General features: G+C 32.0%; 15 protein-coding genes. 6 read left to right on the top strand and 9 right to left on the bottom strand.

Annotated elements, in window-relative coordinates:
- Nucleotides 1-82: 82 nt before the first annotated feature.
- On the top strand, nucleotides 83-1,390 hold the full coding sequence (gene tyrS / locus RSE15_RS07510) for a tyrosine--tRNA ligase (RefSeq protein ID WP_324067163.1): 1,308 nt from the start codon (nucleotides 83-85) through the stop codon (nucleotides 1,388-1,390).
- Here the strand turns inward: tyrS and RSE15_RS07505 are convergent.
- From RSE15_RS07505 to RSE15_RS07485, 5 genes are all read right to left on the bottom strand, one after another.
- A complete protein-coding gene (locus tag RSE15_RS07505; RefSeq protein WP_324067161.1) occupies nucleotides 1,383-2,363 on the bottom strand; it encodes a LuxE/PaaK family acyltransferase in 981 nt (326 codons plus the stop codon). The two genes, tyrS and RSE15_RS07505, sit on opposite strands and share 8 nt — an antisense overlap.
- An 81-nt stretch (nucleotides 2,364-2,444) precedes the next feature.
- Complete coding sequence (locus RSE15_RS07500) at nucleotides 2,445-4,325, bottom strand: T9SS type A sorting domain-containing protein (RefSeq protein ID WP_324067158.1); 1,881 nt, start codon at nucleotides 4,323-4,325, stop codon at nucleotides 2,445-2,447.
- 103 nt (nucleotides 4,326-4,428) lie between these two features.
- The gene (locus RSE15_RS07495; protein ID WP_324067156.1) at nucleotides 4,429-4,770 is read right to left on the bottom strand and encodes a T9SS type A sorting domain-containing protein; all 342 of its coding nucleotides are present in this window, start codon (nucleotides 4,768-4,770) and stop codon (nucleotides 4,429-4,431) included.
- Between the two features lie 186 nt (nucleotides 4,771-4,956).
- Entirely contained in the window at nucleotides 4,957-6,171 is a 1,215-nt protein-coding gene (odhB, locus tag RSE15_RS07490; protein WP_324067154.1) for a 2-oxoglutarate dehydrogenase complex dihydrolipoyllysine-residue succinyltransferase, read from the bottom strand.
- An 84-nt stretch (nucleotides 6,172-6,255) separates the two neighbouring features.
- Nucleotides 6,256-9,027: a 2-oxoglutarate dehydrogenase E1 component gene (locus tag RSE15_RS07485; RefSeq protein ID WP_324067152.1), complete on the bottom strand. Its 2,772-nt coding sequence runs from the start codon at nucleotides 9,025-9,027 to the stop codon at nucleotides 6,256-6,258.
- 116 nt (nucleotides 9,028-9,143) lie between these two features.
- Between RSE15_RS07485 and RSE15_RS07480 the strand changes: the two genes are divergently transcribed.
- Complete coding sequence (locus tag RSE15_RS07480; protein WP_324067151.1) at nucleotides 9,144-9,689, top strand: hypothetical protein; 546 nt, start codon at nucleotides 9,144-9,146, stop codon at nucleotides 9,687-9,689.
- Here RSE15_RS07480 and RSE15_RS07475 read toward each other — a convergent pair.
- Complete coding sequence (locus RSE15_RS07475; protein WP_324067149.1) at nucleotides 9,686-10,039, bottom strand: hypothetical protein; 354 nt, start codon at nucleotides 10,037-10,039, stop codon at nucleotides 9,686-9,688. The two genes, RSE15_RS07480 and RSE15_RS07475, sit on opposite strands and share 4 nt — an antisense overlap.
- Before the next feature lie 47 nt (nucleotides 10,040-10,086).
- Nucleotides 10,087-11,061 carry a polyprenyl synthetase family protein gene (locus tag RSE15_RS07470; protein WP_324067147.1) on the bottom strand — a complete coding sequence of 325 codons (975 nt, stop codon included), beginning with the start codon at nucleotides 11,059-11,061 and terminating at the stop codon, nucleotides 10,087-10,089.
- 160 nt (nucleotides 11,062-11,221) lie between these two features.
- Here RSE15_RS07470 and RSE15_RS07465 point away from each other — a divergent pair, with 160 nt between their 5' ends.
- The 4 genes from RSE15_RS07465 to RSE15_RS07450 all read left to right on the top strand — a co-directional run bounded on the left by RSE15_RS07465 (nucleotide 11,222) and on the right by RSE15_RS07450 (nucleotide 17,832).
- Nucleotides 11,222-11,818: a TetR/AcrR family transcriptional regulator gene (locus tag RSE15_RS07465; protein ID WP_324067145.1), complete on the top strand. Its 597-nt coding sequence runs from the start codon at nucleotides 11,222-11,224 to the stop codon at nucleotides 11,816-11,818.
- Nucleotides 11,819-11,820: 2 nt separating this feature from the next.
- Complete coding sequence (locus tag RSE15_RS07460; RefSeq protein WP_324067143.1) at nucleotides 11,821-13,164, top strand: TolC family protein; 1,344 nt, start codon at nucleotides 11,821-11,823, stop codon at nucleotides 13,162-13,164.
- A 21-nt stretch (nucleotides 13,165-13,185) separates the two neighbouring features.
- Entirely contained in the window at nucleotides 13,186-14,313 is a 1,128-nt protein-coding gene (locus RSE15_RS07455) for an efflux RND transporter periplasmic adaptor subunit (protein WP_324067141.1), read from the top strand.
- A gap of 66 nt (nucleotides 14,314-14,379) precedes the next feature.
- On the top strand, nucleotides 14,380-17,832 hold the full coding sequence (locus RSE15_RS07450; RefSeq protein WP_324067139.1) for an efflux RND transporter permease subunit: 3,453 nt from the start codon (nucleotides 14,380-14,382) through the stop codon (nucleotides 17,830-17,832).
- Nucleotides 17,833-17,899: 67 nt separating this feature from the next.
- Here the strand turns inward: RSE15_RS07450 and RSE15_RS07445 are convergent, their stop codons facing one another.
- Together RSE15_RS07445 and RSE15_RS07440 are read right to left on the bottom strand one after the other, a co-directional pair.
- Nucleotides 17,900-18,244 carry a toxin-antitoxin system YwqK family antitoxin gene (locus RSE15_RS07445; protein ID WP_324067137.1) on the bottom strand — a complete coding sequence of 115 codons (345 nt, stop codon included), beginning with the start codon at nucleotides 18,242-18,244 and terminating at the stop codon, nucleotides 17,900-17,902.
- 163 nt (nucleotides 18,245-18,407) lie between these two features.
- Nucleotides 18,408-19,415, bottom strand: coding sequence for a TlpA family protein disulfide reductase (locus RSE15_RS07440; RefSeq protein ID WP_324067135.1), 1,008 nt, complete (start codon nucleotides 19,413-19,415; stop codon nucleotides 18,408-18,410).
- Between the last annotated feature and the right edge of the window lie 49 nt (nucleotides 19,416-19,464).

Here is a 19,464-nt window from a genome sequence, read left to right as displayed (position 1 = left end):
TTTAAAAACGGACTAACTTTTAAACCTTCAAACTTTTAAACTTTTAAACTAAAAGTTATCTTTGCCAAAATTAAATCGCAAAATGAAGAATTTAGTAGAAGAATTACGTTGGAGAGGTTTGTTTCATGATATGATGCCTGGAACAGAAGAGCAATTACTAAAAGAAGCTACTACAGCTTATATTGGTTTTGATCCAACGGCAGACTCTTTACATATTGGAAGTTTAGTGCAAATTATTTTATTAATGCACTTGAGAAAATCGGGCCATAAAGCCATTGCGCTTGTGGGTGGAGCAACTGGAATGATTGGTGATCCTTCTGGAAAATCTAATGAAAGAAATTTGTTAGATGAAGCTACTTTGAATCATAATGTAGAGGGAATTAAGAGAGTTTTATCTCGCTTTTTAGATTTTGATGAGAAAGATGAAAATGCACCAATTCTAGTAAATAATTACGATTGGATGAAAGATTTTTCATTCATTGATTTTGCACGTGATATTGGAAAACGTATTACCGTTAACTACATGATGTCTAAAGATTCTGTAAAAAAGCGTTTAAGCGGAGAAGAAGGGGCTGAAGGAATGAGTTTTACCGAATTTACCTATCAATTAATTCAGGGCTACGATTTTTATCATTTGAATAAACACCATAATTGTTTACTTCAAATGGGTGGAAGTGACCAATGGGGTAACATTACTACGGGTACAGAATTGGTAAGAAGAATGAATGTTGGTAACGAGGAGAAATCAAAAGCATTCGCGTTAACAACCCCATTAATTACAAAAGCTGACGGTTCTAAATTTGGTAAATCGGAAGGTGGTAATGTTTGGTTAGATGCTGACAAAACTTCGGTTTATAAATTTTATCAATTTTGGTTAAATTCTACTGATGTAGATGCTGAAAAGTATATTAAAATTTTCACGTTCCTAGATAAAGAAACGATTGAAAAATTAATTGCTGAACACAACGAAGCGCCTCATTTAAGAGCATTACAAAAACGTTTGGCAGAAGAAATTACGGTTATGGTACATTCTGCAGCAGATTTAGAAAATGCAATTGCTGCTTCAAATGCTTTTTTTAGTCCGTCAATGGATGAGTTGAAAAAGTTAGATGAAAAAACGTTTTTAGAAGTGTTTGATGGTGTTCCTCAAGCAGAAATTTCGATGGAAGATTTGAACGCAGGTATAGATATGATTGCCGCATTAGCAGCAAAAACAAATTTCTTAGCTTCTAATAGTGATGCGCGTAGAGAATTGAAACAAAACTCGATTTCTTTGAATAAAGAGAAAGTAGGAGAAGATAAAATCATCACGAAAGAAGATTTAATCAACAATCAATTCTTATTATTACAAAAAGGAAAGAAAAATTATTATGTAATTAAGGTTAAATAACCATCAAATTACAACCACGAATATCAGAATGATCAAAACGTCCCAACACTTCAAACGAATGGTTGGGATTTTTTTTGCCCAAATCTTGCGTAGCAATAAAGGAGCACGAATTGATATTAGCTAAATCAATCACGTTAATTCCGCCCGTTTTTCCTTCGGAAACGCATGTTAGTGCATCTTCCGTATCACGAATTAGAATTTGCATCCATGGCGGACATTCAAAAACGCCATCGCCAAGAGAATACGCTTGCGAAAGTAATTCCGTCATGCCATATTCGGAATGGATTTTAGAAACGCCAAATCCTTCGCGTAAAATAGTGTGTAATTCTTCACGAATCATTTCTTTTCGTTTGCCTTTCATACCACCCGTTTCCATGATGATAGTGTTTTTTAATTTGAATTTTTGCTTCTCAATTAAATCTAACAAAGCATATGTAACTCCAATTAAAATCACATTCTGACCTAAATTATCCAATTCAATCAATTTAGAAATTAATTCATCGTAGTTGTTTAAATAAAATCCAGAATCTTCGTGATTACTACTTTGAATTAAATCTTCTACCATATATATCAACGAAGAACCATCGCGCTCTAAATAGGAGGGAAGTAAGGCTAAAACACAATAATCTTCAATGTTTCCATAGAATTCTGAAAAGCCTAAACGGTAACTCATTTCGTACCAACTTACATCGGTAACTAAATGTTTACTGGTTTGCATTCGGGTGGTGCCGCTACTTGTAAACGTTTGCTGAATTGTTTCAGAAGAACTTAAAACGTTATGACTTTTAAAAAACTGAATGGGTAAAAATGGAATTTCAGTTATTGATTTCACATTGTTTTTGTCTTTCTTCAAGAAGTTACAAAATTGTTGGTACACCAAATTAGTATCGTACTGATGACGAAATACTTTTAAAGTAATTTTTTCAAATTCTTTTTTCGAGTTAATTTGGAAAATATCTTCTTGTGAAATCATGGTACAAAAATAGCAAACAAAATGGTCTTAAATAAAAAAGCACCAACTTTCGTTGATGCTTTTAATATAATTTAAAATTAATTACTTAATAACTAATTTTCTAGTAGCTGTTTTACCTTCTTCTGTAATTTTAATTACATAAACACCAGCTGTTAATTTAGCCACGTTTACAGTGTTGTTTACTACATTAGATTTTAAAACTTCTTTGCCTAATAAATCAAATATTTGAACAGACATAGCTGCATTAGCTGCAGAAGTAAAGTTTAATGTGCCTCCAGATACTGGGTTTGGATACATTGTTAAACCATTGATGTTGTCAAATGATGATGAAGATAAAGTAAAGTTTGGAGTTGTGTCGATTGTTAATTCGTCAATTGTCATACCTGGTGTAGTATTTGCAGCTTCTTGTCTTAACATAAATCCACTTATACTTGTTAATGGAGCAGCCATGGTAACACTAACTGTTGGAGCAACATTTGAACCGCCTATTGTTGGATTAACAAATAACGACAATGAATTAGTAGTAAAATTATAACCTAATACTAAATACTGCGTAGTATTTGTATCATATAAATTAGTATCCCAATCAGTTGGTGAAGCAGCTGTTCCAAGTCCATATTGGTATTGCGTTCCATTTTTTCTCATCCAAACTCTTGCATTTGTAGAAACACCTGAATTAGTTGTAAATAAAGCAGAATAGTTACTAGTTAAGTCAACAGTGATTCCAGAAATATCAGTTACTTTTGCTAAAAATGAAGCGTAAATTGTTCCACTTGTTGTGTCTGTAAACGGAGTTCTAGATTCAGCTCCTGTTCCAATAAATGACACAGAATTTCCAGAAGGAGTAATACCTGTGTAAGATAAATTTCCAGCTTCAATTAAAATATTATCACCTGTATTAACAATAGTCCATTTTTGTTCAGCATTTAAAGAATTTCCTACAGTATATGGAAAAGATTCGTTCAATGGTAAAGTATTTATAGGTTTACATTCTGGTGATGTAATAGTTTTAGATAGTGTACAAGCTCCAGTAACAGATAATGTTACATTTGTTCCTTCTGGAATATTACTAATTGTGATAGTTCCAGTAGCTGTGGTAGATGGATTATCACCACCAACTGTCCCAGTTGAAGCTACTAAAGTATAAGATCCTGTACCTCCACCTGTAAATGGGATAGAAACACTATAGGTATCAATGTTTAATGTAATAGCATCACAAGTTGTTGTTTCTGCTGCTAATGCTAAGGCACAAGGTGTAGCGCCAAACCAAGTAGAATAAATTCTGATACCGTCAATTGTAATGTTTTGTGCTGTTGCAGGTTGTCTTAAAAAGAAACCAGATATTGTAGCAGAACCTGAACCAGTTGTTGTAACTTCTGGTGTGCCTGCGCCAATTTCATTAGCAGGAACACCTGCTTGTTTTACCCACATACTAGCTGCACCTGAGGCTGTAACATCATATTTAACAATAATTAAATAGGTAGTATTAATATCAAAATCTGTAGTGCCATAGGTTCCTGTTCCAGTATTTGACATTCCAAAGTTTACTTTTCCAACTGTAGTTGATGGTTTAACCCAAAGTCTATTTCCAAAAGTACTACCTGTTGTATTTAAACCAGCAAAGTATCCTGCTGTTCCATCTGTAACATTAATTAGAAATGAATAGTATAAACTTCCTGATGTTACTGCAGTGAATGTTTTTTGGGCATCTTCTCCAGTATTATCTAATCTTGCAGCGTTTCCAACAACTGCGCCAGTTATACCAGTGGTGCCTGAGTATCCAGTATAAGTTAAACCGTTTGATGTACCAACATCTAAAGCATTGGTACCTGCTCCACTAAAAGCAGTCCATCCGTTTGCTGTAAGAAGAGCGCCGTCTGCGTAATTAAAATCTTCAGAAAGTATCTGCCCAAAAGACAAAGTACTTACTGCTATTAATAATAAAGTGTAAAGTTTTTTCATTTTTATAAAGTTAAATTATGGTACAAAGATAATTAGTTTTTAAGTTTTATGCTATTATTTAGTTGTTAACTTAAAATTAAATAATAGATATGAATTTAATTAACTAATTGATAATTAGTTTTCTAGTAGCAGAAGCTTCTCCTTCTTTAATTTTAATGATGTAAACACCGGCTTCTAAATGACTTACATTTACTTCTTTTGAGGTAGTAACTGATTCAAGAACCCTTTTCCCTAAAACATTAAAAATTTCTACTTTTTTGTCTAAAGAAGATTTAGTAGTAATAAAAATTTTACCAGAGTTCGTTGGGTTTGGATAAATAGTAAGTCCTTCAATAGTAGGTTCTTGCGTTTTTGTTGCACTAGAAAATTTGCTCTCTTGTGCTTGCAGCTTGAAAGAGAACAAAAGAGTTAAAATAAAAATAGTATAAAAGTATTTTTTTTTCATGCGAAACTAATATAGTGTGTAAATATAACTATTTTTTACATACAAATACGATGCCAAATAAAAAATTCACTATTAATGAATATTCGCCAAATTGTAAAATTTTTAGTGAATGTTCATAGTAAATATATAATTCTATAATATTAAATAACCTACAAAGCTTTTAGACCTTGTAGGTTATTTGACTAATTACAATTCTAACGCTTTTTTCACATTTCCGCCCATTAATAATTCTGCTGGATTTTCTAATGCTTCTTTCACTGCTACTAAGAACCCAACTGACTCACGTCCGTCGATGATTCTGTGGTCGTATGATAAGGCAACGTACATAACTGGCGCAATTACGATTTGACCGTTTTTAACGATAGCTCTTTCTACCACATTATGCATTCCTAAAATACCAGATTGTGGAGGATTTATAATTGGTGTTGATAACATACTTCCGAAAACACCACCATTTGAAATTGTGAATGTTCCACCTGTCATTTCATCGACTGTAATTTGTCCATCACGAGCTCTGATCGCTAATCTTTTGATTTCTGCTTCAACTCCTCTGAACGATAATGTTTCTGCATTTCTCATAACAGGAACCATTAATCCTTTTGGACCTGAAACCGCTACCGAAATATCACAGAAGTCATAAGAAATTTTCTCTTGACCATCAATCATTGAATTTACATCTGGGTATAATTGCAAAGCACGAGTTACCGCTTTTGTAAAGAACGACATAAAGCCTAATCCTAAACCATGTTTAGCTTTGAATTCTTCTTTGTATTGATCACGTAAAGCGTAAATAGCCGTCATGTCCACTTCATTGAAAGTAGTTAACATGGCTGTTTCGTTTTTAGCAGATACTAAACGTTCAGCTACTTTTCTACGTAACATAGAAAGTTTTGTTCTTTCTGAACCACGGTTTCCACCTGTTGGTGTTCCCATCGATGGTACTGCATTTACAGCGTCATCTTTAGTGATTCTTCCACCTTTACCTGTTCCTACAATTGCAGAAGGTTCTATGTTTTTCTCGTCTAATATTTTTTTTGCTGCTGGAGATGGTGCTTGCGTTGCGTATGTTTTCTCAGCTATTGGAGCTGCTTTAACTTCAGCTTTTGGAGCTTCAACCGCTTTTGCTTCTTCTTTTACTGTAGCTACGCCACCTTCTGGTTTTGCTGCACCTGTATCGATTAAACAAACCACAGCACCAACTGCTACTGCATCACCTTCTTCTGCTTTTAATGTAATTATTCCGCTTGCTTCAGCTGGTAATTCTAATGTTGCTTTGTCTGAATCAACCTCAGCAATCGCTTGGTCTTTTTCTACATAATCACCATCTTTTACTAACCATGTAGCAATCTCTACTTCTTTAATTGATTCCCCTGGAGAAGGGACTTTCATTTCTAAAATCATGTTTTTTAGTTTAAAAGTTTAAAATAAGTTTAGAAGTTTAAAAGTTGTGTTAGTTTTAAACCTAAACTATTATCTGTTTTATTTTTATTGAAATAATGTTTTATCAAAAACCATAGCGATAGCATTCTTTTGACGTTTTTTAGAACGCTCATAACTACCTGCTGCCGGTGCACTATATGCTTTTGGTGATGCCAATCTTAATTTTACTAAATCAAAGTTCATCAACATGTATCCATAAGCTCCCATGTTTTTAGGTTCTTCTTGTGCCCAAACGTAATCATCAACATTTGGATAACTGTCGATAATTGCTTTGATTTGGTCAACTGCTAATGGGAACAATTGCTCTAAACGAACCACTGCCACGTCGTTTTTACCTAATTCTTCTCTTTGTGCTATGATGTCAAAATATACTTTTCCTGTACAGAACACCAATGTTTTAATCGCTTTTTTGTCTTTTACATTTGGATCATCTAACACTTCTTGGAATTGTCCGTTTGCTAATTCATCCACAGAAGATACTACATCTGGATGACGTAATAAACTTTTTGGAGAAAACACTACTAATGGCTTACGGAATTCTGTTTTTAACTGTCTTCTCATCAAATGGAAGAAGTTAGCTGGCGAAGTTACATCGGCAATATACATGTTGTGTTTTGCACACATTTGTAAATAACGTTCCATACGTGCTGATGAATGTTCTGCTCCTTGGTTTTCATAACCGTGAGGCAACAACATTACCAATCCGTTTTGATTGTTCCATTTGTCTTCACCTGCAGAAATGTATTGGTCAATCATAATCTGAGCTCCGTTAGAGAAATCTCCAAACTGTGCTTCCCAAATTACTAAGGTTTTTGGTGATGCTAATGCATATCCATATTCAAAACCTAAAACACCATATTCTGAAAGGTGTGAATTGTAAATATAAAAGTTTCCTTTTTTATCTTTTATACGATCTAAAAGAATTACTTCTTCTTCTGAATCTTCTACTTTAACTACTGCATGACGGTGTGAGAATGTTCCACGCTCAACATCTTGCCCAGAAATACGAACATCAAAACCTTCCGAAATTAATGAACCATAAGCTAATAATTCGCCCATTGCCCAATCTAATTTATTGGTCTCCAACATGTTTTTTCTATCCCCAATTAACTTTGTAATCTTACTGATGAACTTTTTATCAGCAGGAAGTTCGGTAATGGTTTTAGCAATTTCTGTTAATTGATTTTTATCAAATGAGGTGTCGAATTTTTGAAGCATTACATCATCCGAAACTTGTTTGTAACCTTCCCACTCATTTTCCAAGAACGGTGTAATTACGGTTAAATCTTTCTTACGAGATGCTTCTAAATTCTCATCTAATTTTGCTTTGTAAGCTTCTTCTAGTTCTTTTACAAATCCAGCCGAAATCACATTTTCTTGTGCTAATTTCTCTGCATAAATATCTCTTGGATTTTTATGTTTTGCAATTAATTTATATAAAACTGGTTGGGTAAAACGAGGTTCATCACCTTCGTTGTGACCGTATTTTCTGTATCCTAATAAATCGATAAAAACGTCAGTTCCAAATTCCATACGGTAATCTAAAGCAAATAACATCGCATGAACTACCGCTTCTGCATCGTCTGCATTTATGTGTAAAACTGGCGACAACGTTACTTTAGCTACATCGGTACAATACGTTGATGAACGTGCATCTAAGTAATTCGTTGTAAATCCAACTTGGTTATTGATTACTAAATGGATTGTTCCACCCGTTTTATAACCATCTAATTTAGCCATTTGAATGATTTCATACACAATACCTTGGCCTGCAACCGCAGCATCACCGTGAACAGCGATTGGTAATACTTTTGAAAAATCATTTGGATAATTTCTATCTTGTTTTGCTCTTGTAATTCCTTCAATAACAGCGCCTACTGTTTCTAAGTGCGAAGGATTTGGCGCTAAATTTAAGTTAATTTTCTTACCTGAATTGGTTACTCTATCGGAAGTTAATCCTAAGTGATATTTTACATCCCCATCAAAGTTTGCGTCTTCATCATAGTCTTTTCCGTCAAATTCAGAGAAGATATTTTGAGTATTTTTTCCAAAGATGTTTGCCAATACATTCAAACGACCTCTGTGTGCCATTCCCATTACGAATTGCTCCACACCTTTATCAGCTGCAGCTTCCACTAAAGCGTCTAAAGCAGGAATAACTGCTTCACAACCTTCTAAAGAGAAACGTTTTTGACCTACATATTTAGTATGTAAAAAGTTTTCGAAAGAAACTGCTTCGTTAAGTTTACTAAGAATGTGTTTTTTCTTGTCAGCAGTAAAACTTGGTAAATTATCGTTGATGTCTAGACGATTTTTAATCCAATCTAATTTATGTGGCTCACGAATATACATGTATTCCACTCCAATAGATTGACAATATACGTTTTCTAAATGCTTAACAATATCTGCCAATGGACTTGGTTTCATGTTAACCATTTTAGCTGCATCAAAAACTGTATTCAAATCAGCTTGAGATAAGCCAAAGTTTTCTAATGCTAGCGAAGGGCCGTGAAGTCTTCTGTCTCTTACCGGATTGGTTTTTGTGAATAAATGCCCACGTGTTCTATATCCTTCAATTAATTTAAGAACATTGAACTCTTTTTGCATTTTTTCAGAAATTTCTCCTGAATCACCCGAAGCAACATAAGCTACTTGTTGGGCTACTTCTTCAGAAACGTAATTAGCCTGAGCAAAATCAAATCCTTGAAAAAAACTTCTCCAGCTTGGCTCAACGCTGTCTGGATTTTGTAAATATTGTTCGTATAAATCGGCAAAAAAAGCCGTGTGTGCAGCGTTTAAAAAGGAAAACCTATCCATATCTTGTTGTCTGAAAGACCTTTTAATTAAAAATATTACGCAAAAGTAAAACATTTTATGATAATCTTTCAAGGATTTTTATACTTTTATATCATTAATTTTTTTAAAATTGATTTATGAAAAAGAATTCTGTAATAAATTTAACATTTTTACTAACTATTGTGTTTTTGTTTGGTTTTAATATTGCAGTTTATGCACAAAAAAACCAAGAAATCAAGACAAAAAGTGATTTTTGGAACCACTTACAATTTGGAGGAGGACTAGGTTTGGGAGTTGGCAATGGTTACGCAGATATTATGGTGGCTCCAAGTGCTATTTATAATTTTAACGAGTATCTATCAGCAGGTTTAGGACTGCAATACAACTATGTAAAACAACGCGATTTTTACAATGCTAATATGTATGGAGGAAGTATAATTGCCTTATTTCAGCCCATCAGAGAATTGCAAATTTCAACTGAATTAGAACAGTTGCGCATCAACAGAACGTATGATAATTCTTTTGGCAACAACTCGCAAGATTTTTGGAATACCGCTTTATTTGTAGGTGCTGGTTATCGCAATGAAAATGTAACTTTTGGTGTTCGGTATAATGTTTTACACCGTGACAGAGACAATATTTATGCCGAAGCATTTATGCCTTTTGTAAGGGTGTTTTTTTAGTATTTATTCCGAAACCATACTTTTTGCCATTCGCGTTTTAACACTAAAAAAGCAACTTGTTCTGATAATTCTACCAAATCAGAGCCATCTAATTTTTTAATTTGATCTTCTGGAACATCAATGATATAAAGTAAATTCAAGTATTCAGCAAATTTGTATTGAATGAGTTTGTAGATTTTTTCTTGTACCAAATTTTTAAATTCAAACGGAAAAATACTTGTTGGCACATCTAAAGATTCATTTGCCAAAGCAAAATCTTTGTTGGTTTGCTCAATCAATTTAAAGTACAAATGCTCTTCTTCGGCTTGCGAAATTAAAGCATCTATATTTTGTGGGTTTACAAAATTCATTTTATTTTAAAATTGACACATTACCGAATTGATAAATTGGCACACTGTTAAACGTTTCTTCCCATTAAATTCTCACCAAAAGCTTTCAAAATAGCTTTCTTTTCAGCTTCGACATCCATTTTTTCTAAGGTTTCAAATGCTTTAAATGTATAGTCTTGAATCGCTTTTTTAGTAGCTTCACTTGCTCCAGAAGAATTAAAAATAGCTTTTACTGATTCTATTTTATCTGTATTTTCTGAAGGTTGAATCGAAAACAAATGCAATAATTTTTGCTTTTCTTCTGCTTTAGAAAACTCAATTGCTTTTAAGTATAAATAGGTTTTTTTGTTTTCGATAATATCGCCTCCCACTTGCTTTCCAAAGGTTTCTGGATTTCCAAAAGCGTCTAAATAATCATCTTGCAATTGGAAGGCAATTCCTAAATTCAGTCCAAAATCATAAATCAAATTGGCATTTTCATCAGAAGTTTCGGCAACAATTGCACCCATTTTCATGGCAGCACCTACTAAAACTGCTGTTTTATATTCAATCATTTTTAGATATTCGGGAATTGTAACATCGTCACGAGTTTCGAAATCTACATCATATTGTTGTCCTTCGCAAACTTCTAAAGCCGTTTTACTGAATAATTTCGCTAATTTCTGGAAAGTTGCTGGCTCATAATTTTCAAAAAATTGATACGCCAAAATCAGCATTGCATCACCTGATAATATTCCAGTATTCAAATCCCACTTTTCATGAACGGTTTGATTGCCTCTTCTCAAAGGAGCATCGTCCATGATATCATCGTGAATCAAAGAAAAGTTATGAAACACTTCAACCGCTGTAGCAGCTGGAATGGCTTTTTCACAATCTACATTAAAAACTTCTGTTGCCATTAAAGTTAAAACAGGACGCATTCTTTTTCCTCCAAGTGATAAAATATACTGTATAGGTTCGTATAAATTTTTAGGCTCTTTATTAGCTACAATTTGTAAAAAATGATTGCTTACTTTTTCTTGATAAAAGGATATAGAATGCATTGCTTATATTTTTTGCTAAAATACTTCAATATTCCGAAACTAAACGAATTAATCAAATGTTAAATTTTCGTAAAAACAATGGAAACTATTTTGGTGTTAAAAGTTTCCTGTATATATTTGTACCCGAAATTAAAATCTAAAAAGAGATTTTTTCGTAAAAATGAGAGATAAAATTATAAACAAAGCGAAAGAAATGTTTTTGAGACTTGGTTTCAAAAGCATCACCATGGACGATATTGCTTGCGAAATGTGTATTTCAAAAAAAACGATTTACAAGTATTTTAGTAATAAAGATGTATTGATTGAAGAAAGTGTAGAATTGGTTCATAAAGAAGTGCATGAAACTATTGAAAAAATTGTGTCTAAAAACTTTAACGCAATTGAAGAAAATTTTGAAATCAAAAGAATGTTTAGAGAAATGTTTAAAGCTGCGGAATCTTCTCCATTGTATCAATTAAAAAAACACTATCCAGAAATTTATGATAAAGTATTGACCCAGCAAATAAGTATTTGTGAAGATTGTTTTAGACAAAATATTATTAAAGGGATTAATGAAGGTTTATACCGAGAAAATCTAGATATAGATAATTACGTAAAATTTTATTACACCTTAATTTTCAACATTAATGAAAATACAATGCTAGAAAATGATGCTCATGAATTAGAAGTGAAAGCATTAGAATATCACATTAGAGCAATGGCAACATTAGCTGGGATTATTGAATTAGAAAAACACCTTAAAAATCCAATTATATAGACATGAAAAACAAACTATTACTCGCAATACTATTGCTAACTACTATTATCAATGCTCAGGAAAGTGATAAAAAATCGTATTCGTTTTCTTTGAAACAAGCTATTGAACATGCTACTAAAAACAACTATTCTATACAAAATACAAATAGAGATATTGAAGTAGCTAAAAAGAAAAAATGGGAAACCACAACTATGGGTTTGCCACAAATAAATGGATCTGTAAATTATCAAAATACCTTTGAGTTTCAAAAACAAGGTGCTGCAGCAAATTCTTTTAATCCATTAGCAGATCCAAACGAAATTACTTTATTGGCTTTTGGAACAAAACACCTAGGAATTGGTAACTTAACATTGAGTCAGTTAATTTTTGATGGTTCATATCTAGTGGGGTTACAATCGGCTAAAACATATTTAAAAATTTCCGAAAACGCAAAAGAAAAAACCAATCAAGAAATTAAAGAAATTGTAATTAACGCATACGGGAATGTGCTTTTAGCAGATGAAAGCATTTTAATAATTAATAAAAATAAAGTTGTTTTAGAAAAAATTCTTTCAGACACTAAAGAAATTTTTAAAAACGGACTAATTGAAGAAGAAAATGTAGAACAGCTTCAAATCACTTTAAATTCGGTAAATAATGCTTTAGATAATGTAACAAAACAAAGGGTTATTGCTTTAAATATGATGAAACTATTGTTAGGAATTGATTTAGAAAATGAAGTTTTTTTAACTGAAAAATTAAGCTCATTAACTGAAAATAATATCGATTTACAAGTTTTAACTTCTGAATTTGATGTAAATAAGAATATCGATTATCAAATTGGTAAAAACATGGAAGAAAGTAAAAAATTAATGGTAAAATTAGAAAAAAGCAAAGAATTACCATCAATAGGTGCTCAGGTAAATTTTGGATACAATGCGTTTTCAAACGAATTTACATTTTTTAATTCAGATCAAAAATGGAGTAACTACTCAAATATAGGGATTGGTTTAAATGTTCCTATTTTTAGCAGTGGCGCAAGAAGCTCAAGGGTACAACAAGCTAAATTAGAATTAGAAAAATCACAGACACAATTAAAAGAAAAAGAGCAAAATTTAAAACTGGAACATCAAAAAGCAAAAAGTGATTATGAATATAGTATTAATCAATTTCAAAATGCTCAATCTAATTTGAAATTGGCTGAGCGCATTGAAAGTAAACAACAAATAAAATTTAAAGAAGGTTTATCGTCGAGTTTTGACTTTGCCGATGCACAAAAACAATTATATACTGCTCAACAAGAAGTTTTACAAGCTATGCTTGAAATAATAAACAAAAAAGCAACATTAGAAAAAATATTAAACTAACAACTATAAATAAATTTAGATATGAGAAAAATAATATTAGTAGCAACAAGTCTATTATTATTCGCTTGTGGTGGAAAATCTACAGATGATTTAATAAAGGAAGAAAACATTACAGAATTAAAAAACAGAAAGTCAGACATTCAAGCCGAATTAGCAAAAATTGACGCCGTTTTAAACAAAGGTGACAAAGCAGAAGAATCTGAAGCATTAGTTTCTGTTTTAACTTTAAAAGACACCGTTTTTAATCATTATTTAGAAATTCAAGGAAATATAAATACAAAAGAAAATATTTTAGTCCAACCAGAATTTAGTGGAACTTTAACTTCGTTAAATGTAAAAGCTGGTCAACGAGTTTCAAAAGGCCAAATTTTAGGGAAAGTTGATGATGCCGGAATGTCGCAACAATTAGCTAGTATTGAAAATCAATATACACTTGCAAAAACCACATTTGAAAGGCAGAAAAATCTTTGGGACAAAAAAATTGGTTCAGAAATTCAATATTTACAAGCTCAAACACAAATGATTTCGGCTCAAAAATCTGTAGCTCACATGAAAGCTCAATTAGCAAAAACATTAATTCTTTCACCATTTTCTGGTACAATTGATGAAGTTTTTGTTGAACGTGGACAAGTGGTGTCTCCTAGCCCTCAAGGATTAATGAGAATTGTAAATTTATCAAACATGTATGTTACCACATCTGTTCCTGAAACCTACATTGGAAAATTGAAAGCTGGCACCGAAGTAGATGTTTTTTTAACTTCATTAGGAAAAACATATAAAGGAAGAGTAAGACAAGTAGGGAATTACATTAATCCAAATAACAGAAGTTTTGGTATTGAAGTTAGTGTTCCAAATCCTGATAATTTATTACGACCAAATCAAGTTGCAAAACTTAAAATCATAGATTATACAGTAAAAGATGCAATTGTTGTTCCTACAAACGTAGTTCAAGAAGATGGTGAGAAAAATAAATTTGTTTTTATTGTAACTAATGTAATTGGTAAAAAAGGAATTGCTAAAAAAATAATAGTAAAAGTTGGAAAATCATCAGATAATGTAACAGAAATTTTAAGCGGATTATCAGCAAATAATCTTATTGTAACGGAAGGCGTGAATACTATTTCCGAAGGAATGAAACTTAATTTCTAAAAATAATTGTTTCAGGTTCCAAGTTGTTGTTATAACACTTAAACCTGAAATTTGAAACAAAAATATATGAGTAATCAAAATAAAGAATTCGGAATATCGAGTTGGGCTGTAGACAATAGAGTTACAGTATATATCTTGACATTGCTAATTGTTATTACAGGTATCATTGCCTATGTAACAATGCCTCGTGAGGATTTTCCAGAAATTATAGAGAACAAAGTTTACATTTCTTCTGTTTTCCCTGGAAATTCTGCCGAAGATGTTGAAAAACTAATTGTAAAACCATTAGAAAAAGAAATTAAAAATATTTCTGGTGTAGAAAAAATTACGTCAAGTTCATTCCAAGATTATGGAATGATCATTGTTGAATTTAGTGATAACGTTGGTATTGAAGATGCTAAAACTAAAGTAAAAGACAAGGTAGATGTTATAAAAGCAGATACCGATTGGCCAAATTTAGATAATGGTAGTAAGGTAGAACCAAGTGTTTTTGAATTGAACATTTCGGAAGAAGTGCCTATTTTAAACATTAATTTGAAAGGAAATTATACGACTCAACAATTAAAAAAATACGGAGAATTGCTTCAAGATGATATTGAAGAAATACCTGAAGTTAAAAAAGTAGATATACTTGGAGTTGACGATAAAGAAGTTGAAATTGCTGTAGATATATTCAAAATGACAGCAGCACAAGTTTCTTTCGATGAAATTCAGAATGCGGTAAAATATGAAAACATGACACTTTCTGGCGGAAATTTAATTTCTCAAGGTTCGCGAAATAATATCAGAATTGTTGGGGAAATTAAAGATCCAAAAGAATTAGAAAACGTAATTGTAAAATCTTACGGCGGAACTGTTTACCTAAAAGATATCGCCGTTGTTCGTTTCAAAGAAAAAGAAAAAACAACATACGCACGCGAATCTGGCAAAGAGGTTGTAATGCTAAACGTAAAAAAACGTTCTAATCAAAACATGATTTCTGCCATCGAACAAGTAAAAGAAAAATTAGAAAAAGCAAAAGAATCATATTTACCATCTAACTTATCAATTGATTTAACAAATGATCAATCATCACGTGTCGAACACCAAGTAGATGAGCTATCGAATCATATTATATTTGGTATTGTGTTGGTAATGATTGTACTGATGTTTACCATGGGATTAAGGAATTCCTTATTTGTTGGTGCTGCGATTCCGCTTTCAATGTTGATGGCATTTACAATATTATCGGCTTTTGGATTAACACTAAATACAATGGTGCTTTTTGGATTGGTAATGGGATTAGGAATGCTTGTTGACGACGGAATTGTAGTAGTGGATAACGTTTTTGCCAATATGAAGAAAGGCATGGACAAAGTATCGGCTTCTAAAATTGGTATTGGTGAAATCGCTTGGCCAGTAATTTCTTCAACAGCAACAACCTTAATGGCATTTTTACCATTTGCTTTATGGCCGGGAACTATGGGTAAATTCATGAAATATTTCCCAATTACATTAACAGTAACATTAACAGCTTCGTTATTCGTAGCAATGGTTGTAAACGCGGCCATGACTGGTGGTTCAATGGATACAGAAGATAGAAACGTGTCTAATAAATCAGCTAAATTATATACAATTATATTTAGCGTTTTAGGTATTGTTTTTGTTTTGATTGGGCATATAATAGATTCAACTTTCGCAAAAGCGATCGGACATTTAGCTATTATTTCATTAGGATTAATGTGGTTATATAAAATCAAATTGTACCAATTGACGCAAGATTTTCAGCATAACTTTTTTCCAAAAATGGAAGATAAATATAAAAATTTCTTAGCGAAGATTTTGACAGGAAAAAGAGCTTGGTTGGCATTAGCTACGATTATTGGTATGCTATTTTTCTCTTTCATCTTGTTAGGAATTTTTCCTAGAAAAGTATTGTTTTTCCCGGATAACACTCCGAATCAAGTCATTACATATATTGAATATCCACAAGGTACTGATATCGAAAAAACCAATAAAGCTACACTTTTTGTTGAAAAGCAAGTGATTGAAATATTAAATAAATATGTAGACCCAAAAACTAACAAAAACTTCTTAGCAGAGAGCATTGTTTCGCAAGTTGGAGTTGGAGCTGGAAATCCGAATGTAGATGCGGGTTCGGCTTCAGAAACACCATATAAAGGCAAAGTAACAGTTAATTTCTCTGAGTACAAATTCCGTCAAGGCATCAATACCACGGAAGTTTTAGATGAAATTCGTGCGAAAGTAAAAGGCATTGCAGGCGCAACTGTTACCGTTGAAAAAGACGCTAACGGACCGCCAGCAGGTTATCCAATTAGTGTACAATTAACAGGAACGGATTATCAAGAAATGTTAGTTGAAGCAGATAAAATGATTGCTTTTATTAACTCGAAAAACATTCCAGGAATCGAACGTTTAAGTGTGGATGTAAACAAAGAAAGTCCTGAATTAGAAGTAAAAGTGGACAGAGTAAGCGCTGGAAGTATGGGTGTTTCAACTGGTCAATTAGGATTCAATTTACGTCGTTCAGTTTATGGCCAAGAAATTTCCACATACAAAGAAGGTGATGACGATTACAATATTACCATGCGTATGCAAGAAGACCAACGTAAGAATGAAAATGTATTGTTCAATCAATCTTTAACCTTTCGAAATCAAAATAACGGTCAAATTATGCAAGTGCCAATTTCTGCGATTTCTGAAACCAATAAAACTTCTACTTACAATCAAATCAAAAGAAAAAACCAAAAACGTATTATGACGGTTTATTCTAATGTATTGACAGGTTATAATGGAGATGAAATTACGAAACAAATTGCAGCAGAATTAGAAACTTATAAATTCCCTAAAACAGTAAGTTATTCGTTTTCTGGTGTTCAAGAAGAACAAGGCAAAAACCAAAGTTTCTTAATGTATGCACTTTTCTTAGCTTTAGCAGGAATTACAATTATTATTGTGTTACAATTTAATTCTGTTTCAAAAACAATGGTAATTTTATTTACTGTATTATTAAGTTTCAGTGGTGTTTTCTACGGATATGTAATTGCGAATATGGATTTCGTTATCCTTATGACAATGATGGGAATTATTTCACTGGCCGGAATTGTAGTAAAAAACGGAATTGTATTAATGGACTTCTTTGTTTTATTATTAGATAAAAAAGTTGCTGATAATAATTTGAAAAGTCATGATGATTTATCTTTAGAGGAAATAAAAGAAGTAATTATCGAATCCGGTAAATCTCGTTTGCGTCCAGTACTACTTACAGCTTTAACTGCTGTTTTAGGATTAATCCCTTTAGCAATTGGTTTAAATTTCGATTTCTTCTCTTTAATTACAGAGTTCAATCCTCATTTATATATGGGTGGTGATAACGTAATTTTCTGGGGACCATTAGCGTGGACCATCATCTTCGGATTAACCTATGCAACAGTTCTAACTTTAGTTATGGTTCCAGTAATGTTTTACTTAGTAAAAAGAGTAAAATATTGGTTAAGAGACAGAAAAAAACAAATTTAATAGCATAAATTTATAAAACAAAAAAAGTCCCGATTTTATCGGGACTTTTTTTGTTTTATAAATTGAATTAGTTTTTAACTAAAACATCTTTTGACCATTTTTTTACTTCAGCAATACGGCTATCAGAAAAATCAACTTCATTTAAGGAAGCATCACTCCAAAAAAACCATTTACCTGTTTTAGCACCTTTGTTGTACTCTCCAATAGATTGTTTACTTCCATCCTCATTATAAGCCATCCATTTACCATGTAATTTACCATCTAAGTAATAACCTTCTTGTTTTACTTGACCGTTATCATAATAATATGTTGCTTTTACCATTTCATTTACTACTTCTAATTTTGGTTTTACTTCTTGTGCAAATGACAAACTTGAAACCAATAAAACCGCTGCAATCACTAATTTTTTCATACTCTTTTCATTTTTTGGTTAACATTACTGTAACAAATATAAAAATATTTTTACAATAAAAAAACTTTTTGGTAACAATTTGGTAACATTGAACAAAAACTTAACATTAAAAAAGCCAATACATAACGTATTGGCTTTAAAATAGAATAAAAATCTAAGTTAATTATTTTACTAATCCATCTAATAATTCTACCAAAGAAACTGAAGAAGGTCTTGGTGCATCAGCCTTTACTACTTTCCCATTTGGATCAATCAATATAAATCTTGGAATTGAATTTATACCAAAGGCTTTAATAAAATCGGAAGTCCAATTTTTATCTGCAAACAACTGAATTCCTCCTAATTCTTTAGAAGTAACCATTTTCTTCCATTTCTCATAATCTTTCTCAACATCAACAGAAATACTTATAAATTCAATATTTTTCCCGTGATATTTTTCTTCTACTTTTTTTAAGTGAGGAATCTCAGCTAAACATGGTCCGCACCAAGTAGCCCAAACATCTATATATACATATTTGTCCTTTAAATCTTCAAGCTTTGTTTTTCCACCTTTATGGTTTTCATATTCAAATGTAGGAGAAGCAATTCCTTCCATTTTTTTTGCAGCCACTTTTTGAGTGTAATATTCTAATAAGAATTTTTCCTCTTGCTCAAATGAAGGACGTAACATAGTAACCAAAGATTGATCAAATCCTTTTCCGTCAATCATACTTATATCATTCGCTTTCTTTTTTGATAAAGCAGCTTTAAATGTGGCTTCATCTGCATCAAACAAAGGTTCTAATTCCATTTCAAATTTTTCATCAGATAACGCTTTTTGTGCTAAATAATTATTTTCGTTAGCTCCTTTCCCTTTGTAAACAAGTGTTTCATCAAAGTCTTTGGTATCCAATGTCACTGTTAAATCATACCCGTTTTTTAAAAATAAAGTAGTTCCTTCGTTACCATCGTTCAAACGATAAAAACCGCCGTCTTTAGATGCTTCAAAAGTGGTTTGAAACACTCCATTTTTATTTATTCCTACTTTTTGTTTAAAAGTTCTCCCCGAAGAAACAGTTATCGTGTCAGAAAATCTGTTAGCAATTTTTACGTTTAAAGAAACCGTATTGGAGGTATTTTGCGCAAATCCAGAAAGAATAGCAACAAAAAATAAAATGAATGTTTTTTTCATGTTTAAAAGTGTTATTTATTGAATCAAATCTATTAAAATTAAACGAATA

Origin of the sequence: Flavobacterium sp. (assembly GCF_035195345.1) — a bacterium.
Classification (GTDB): domain Bacteria; phylum Bacteroidota; class Bacteroidia; order Flavobacteriales; family Flavobacteriaceae; genus Flavobacterium.
The sequence above is the reverse complement of the archived record's forward strand: the minus strand, read 5'-3'. Positions and strand labels throughout refer to the sequence as shown.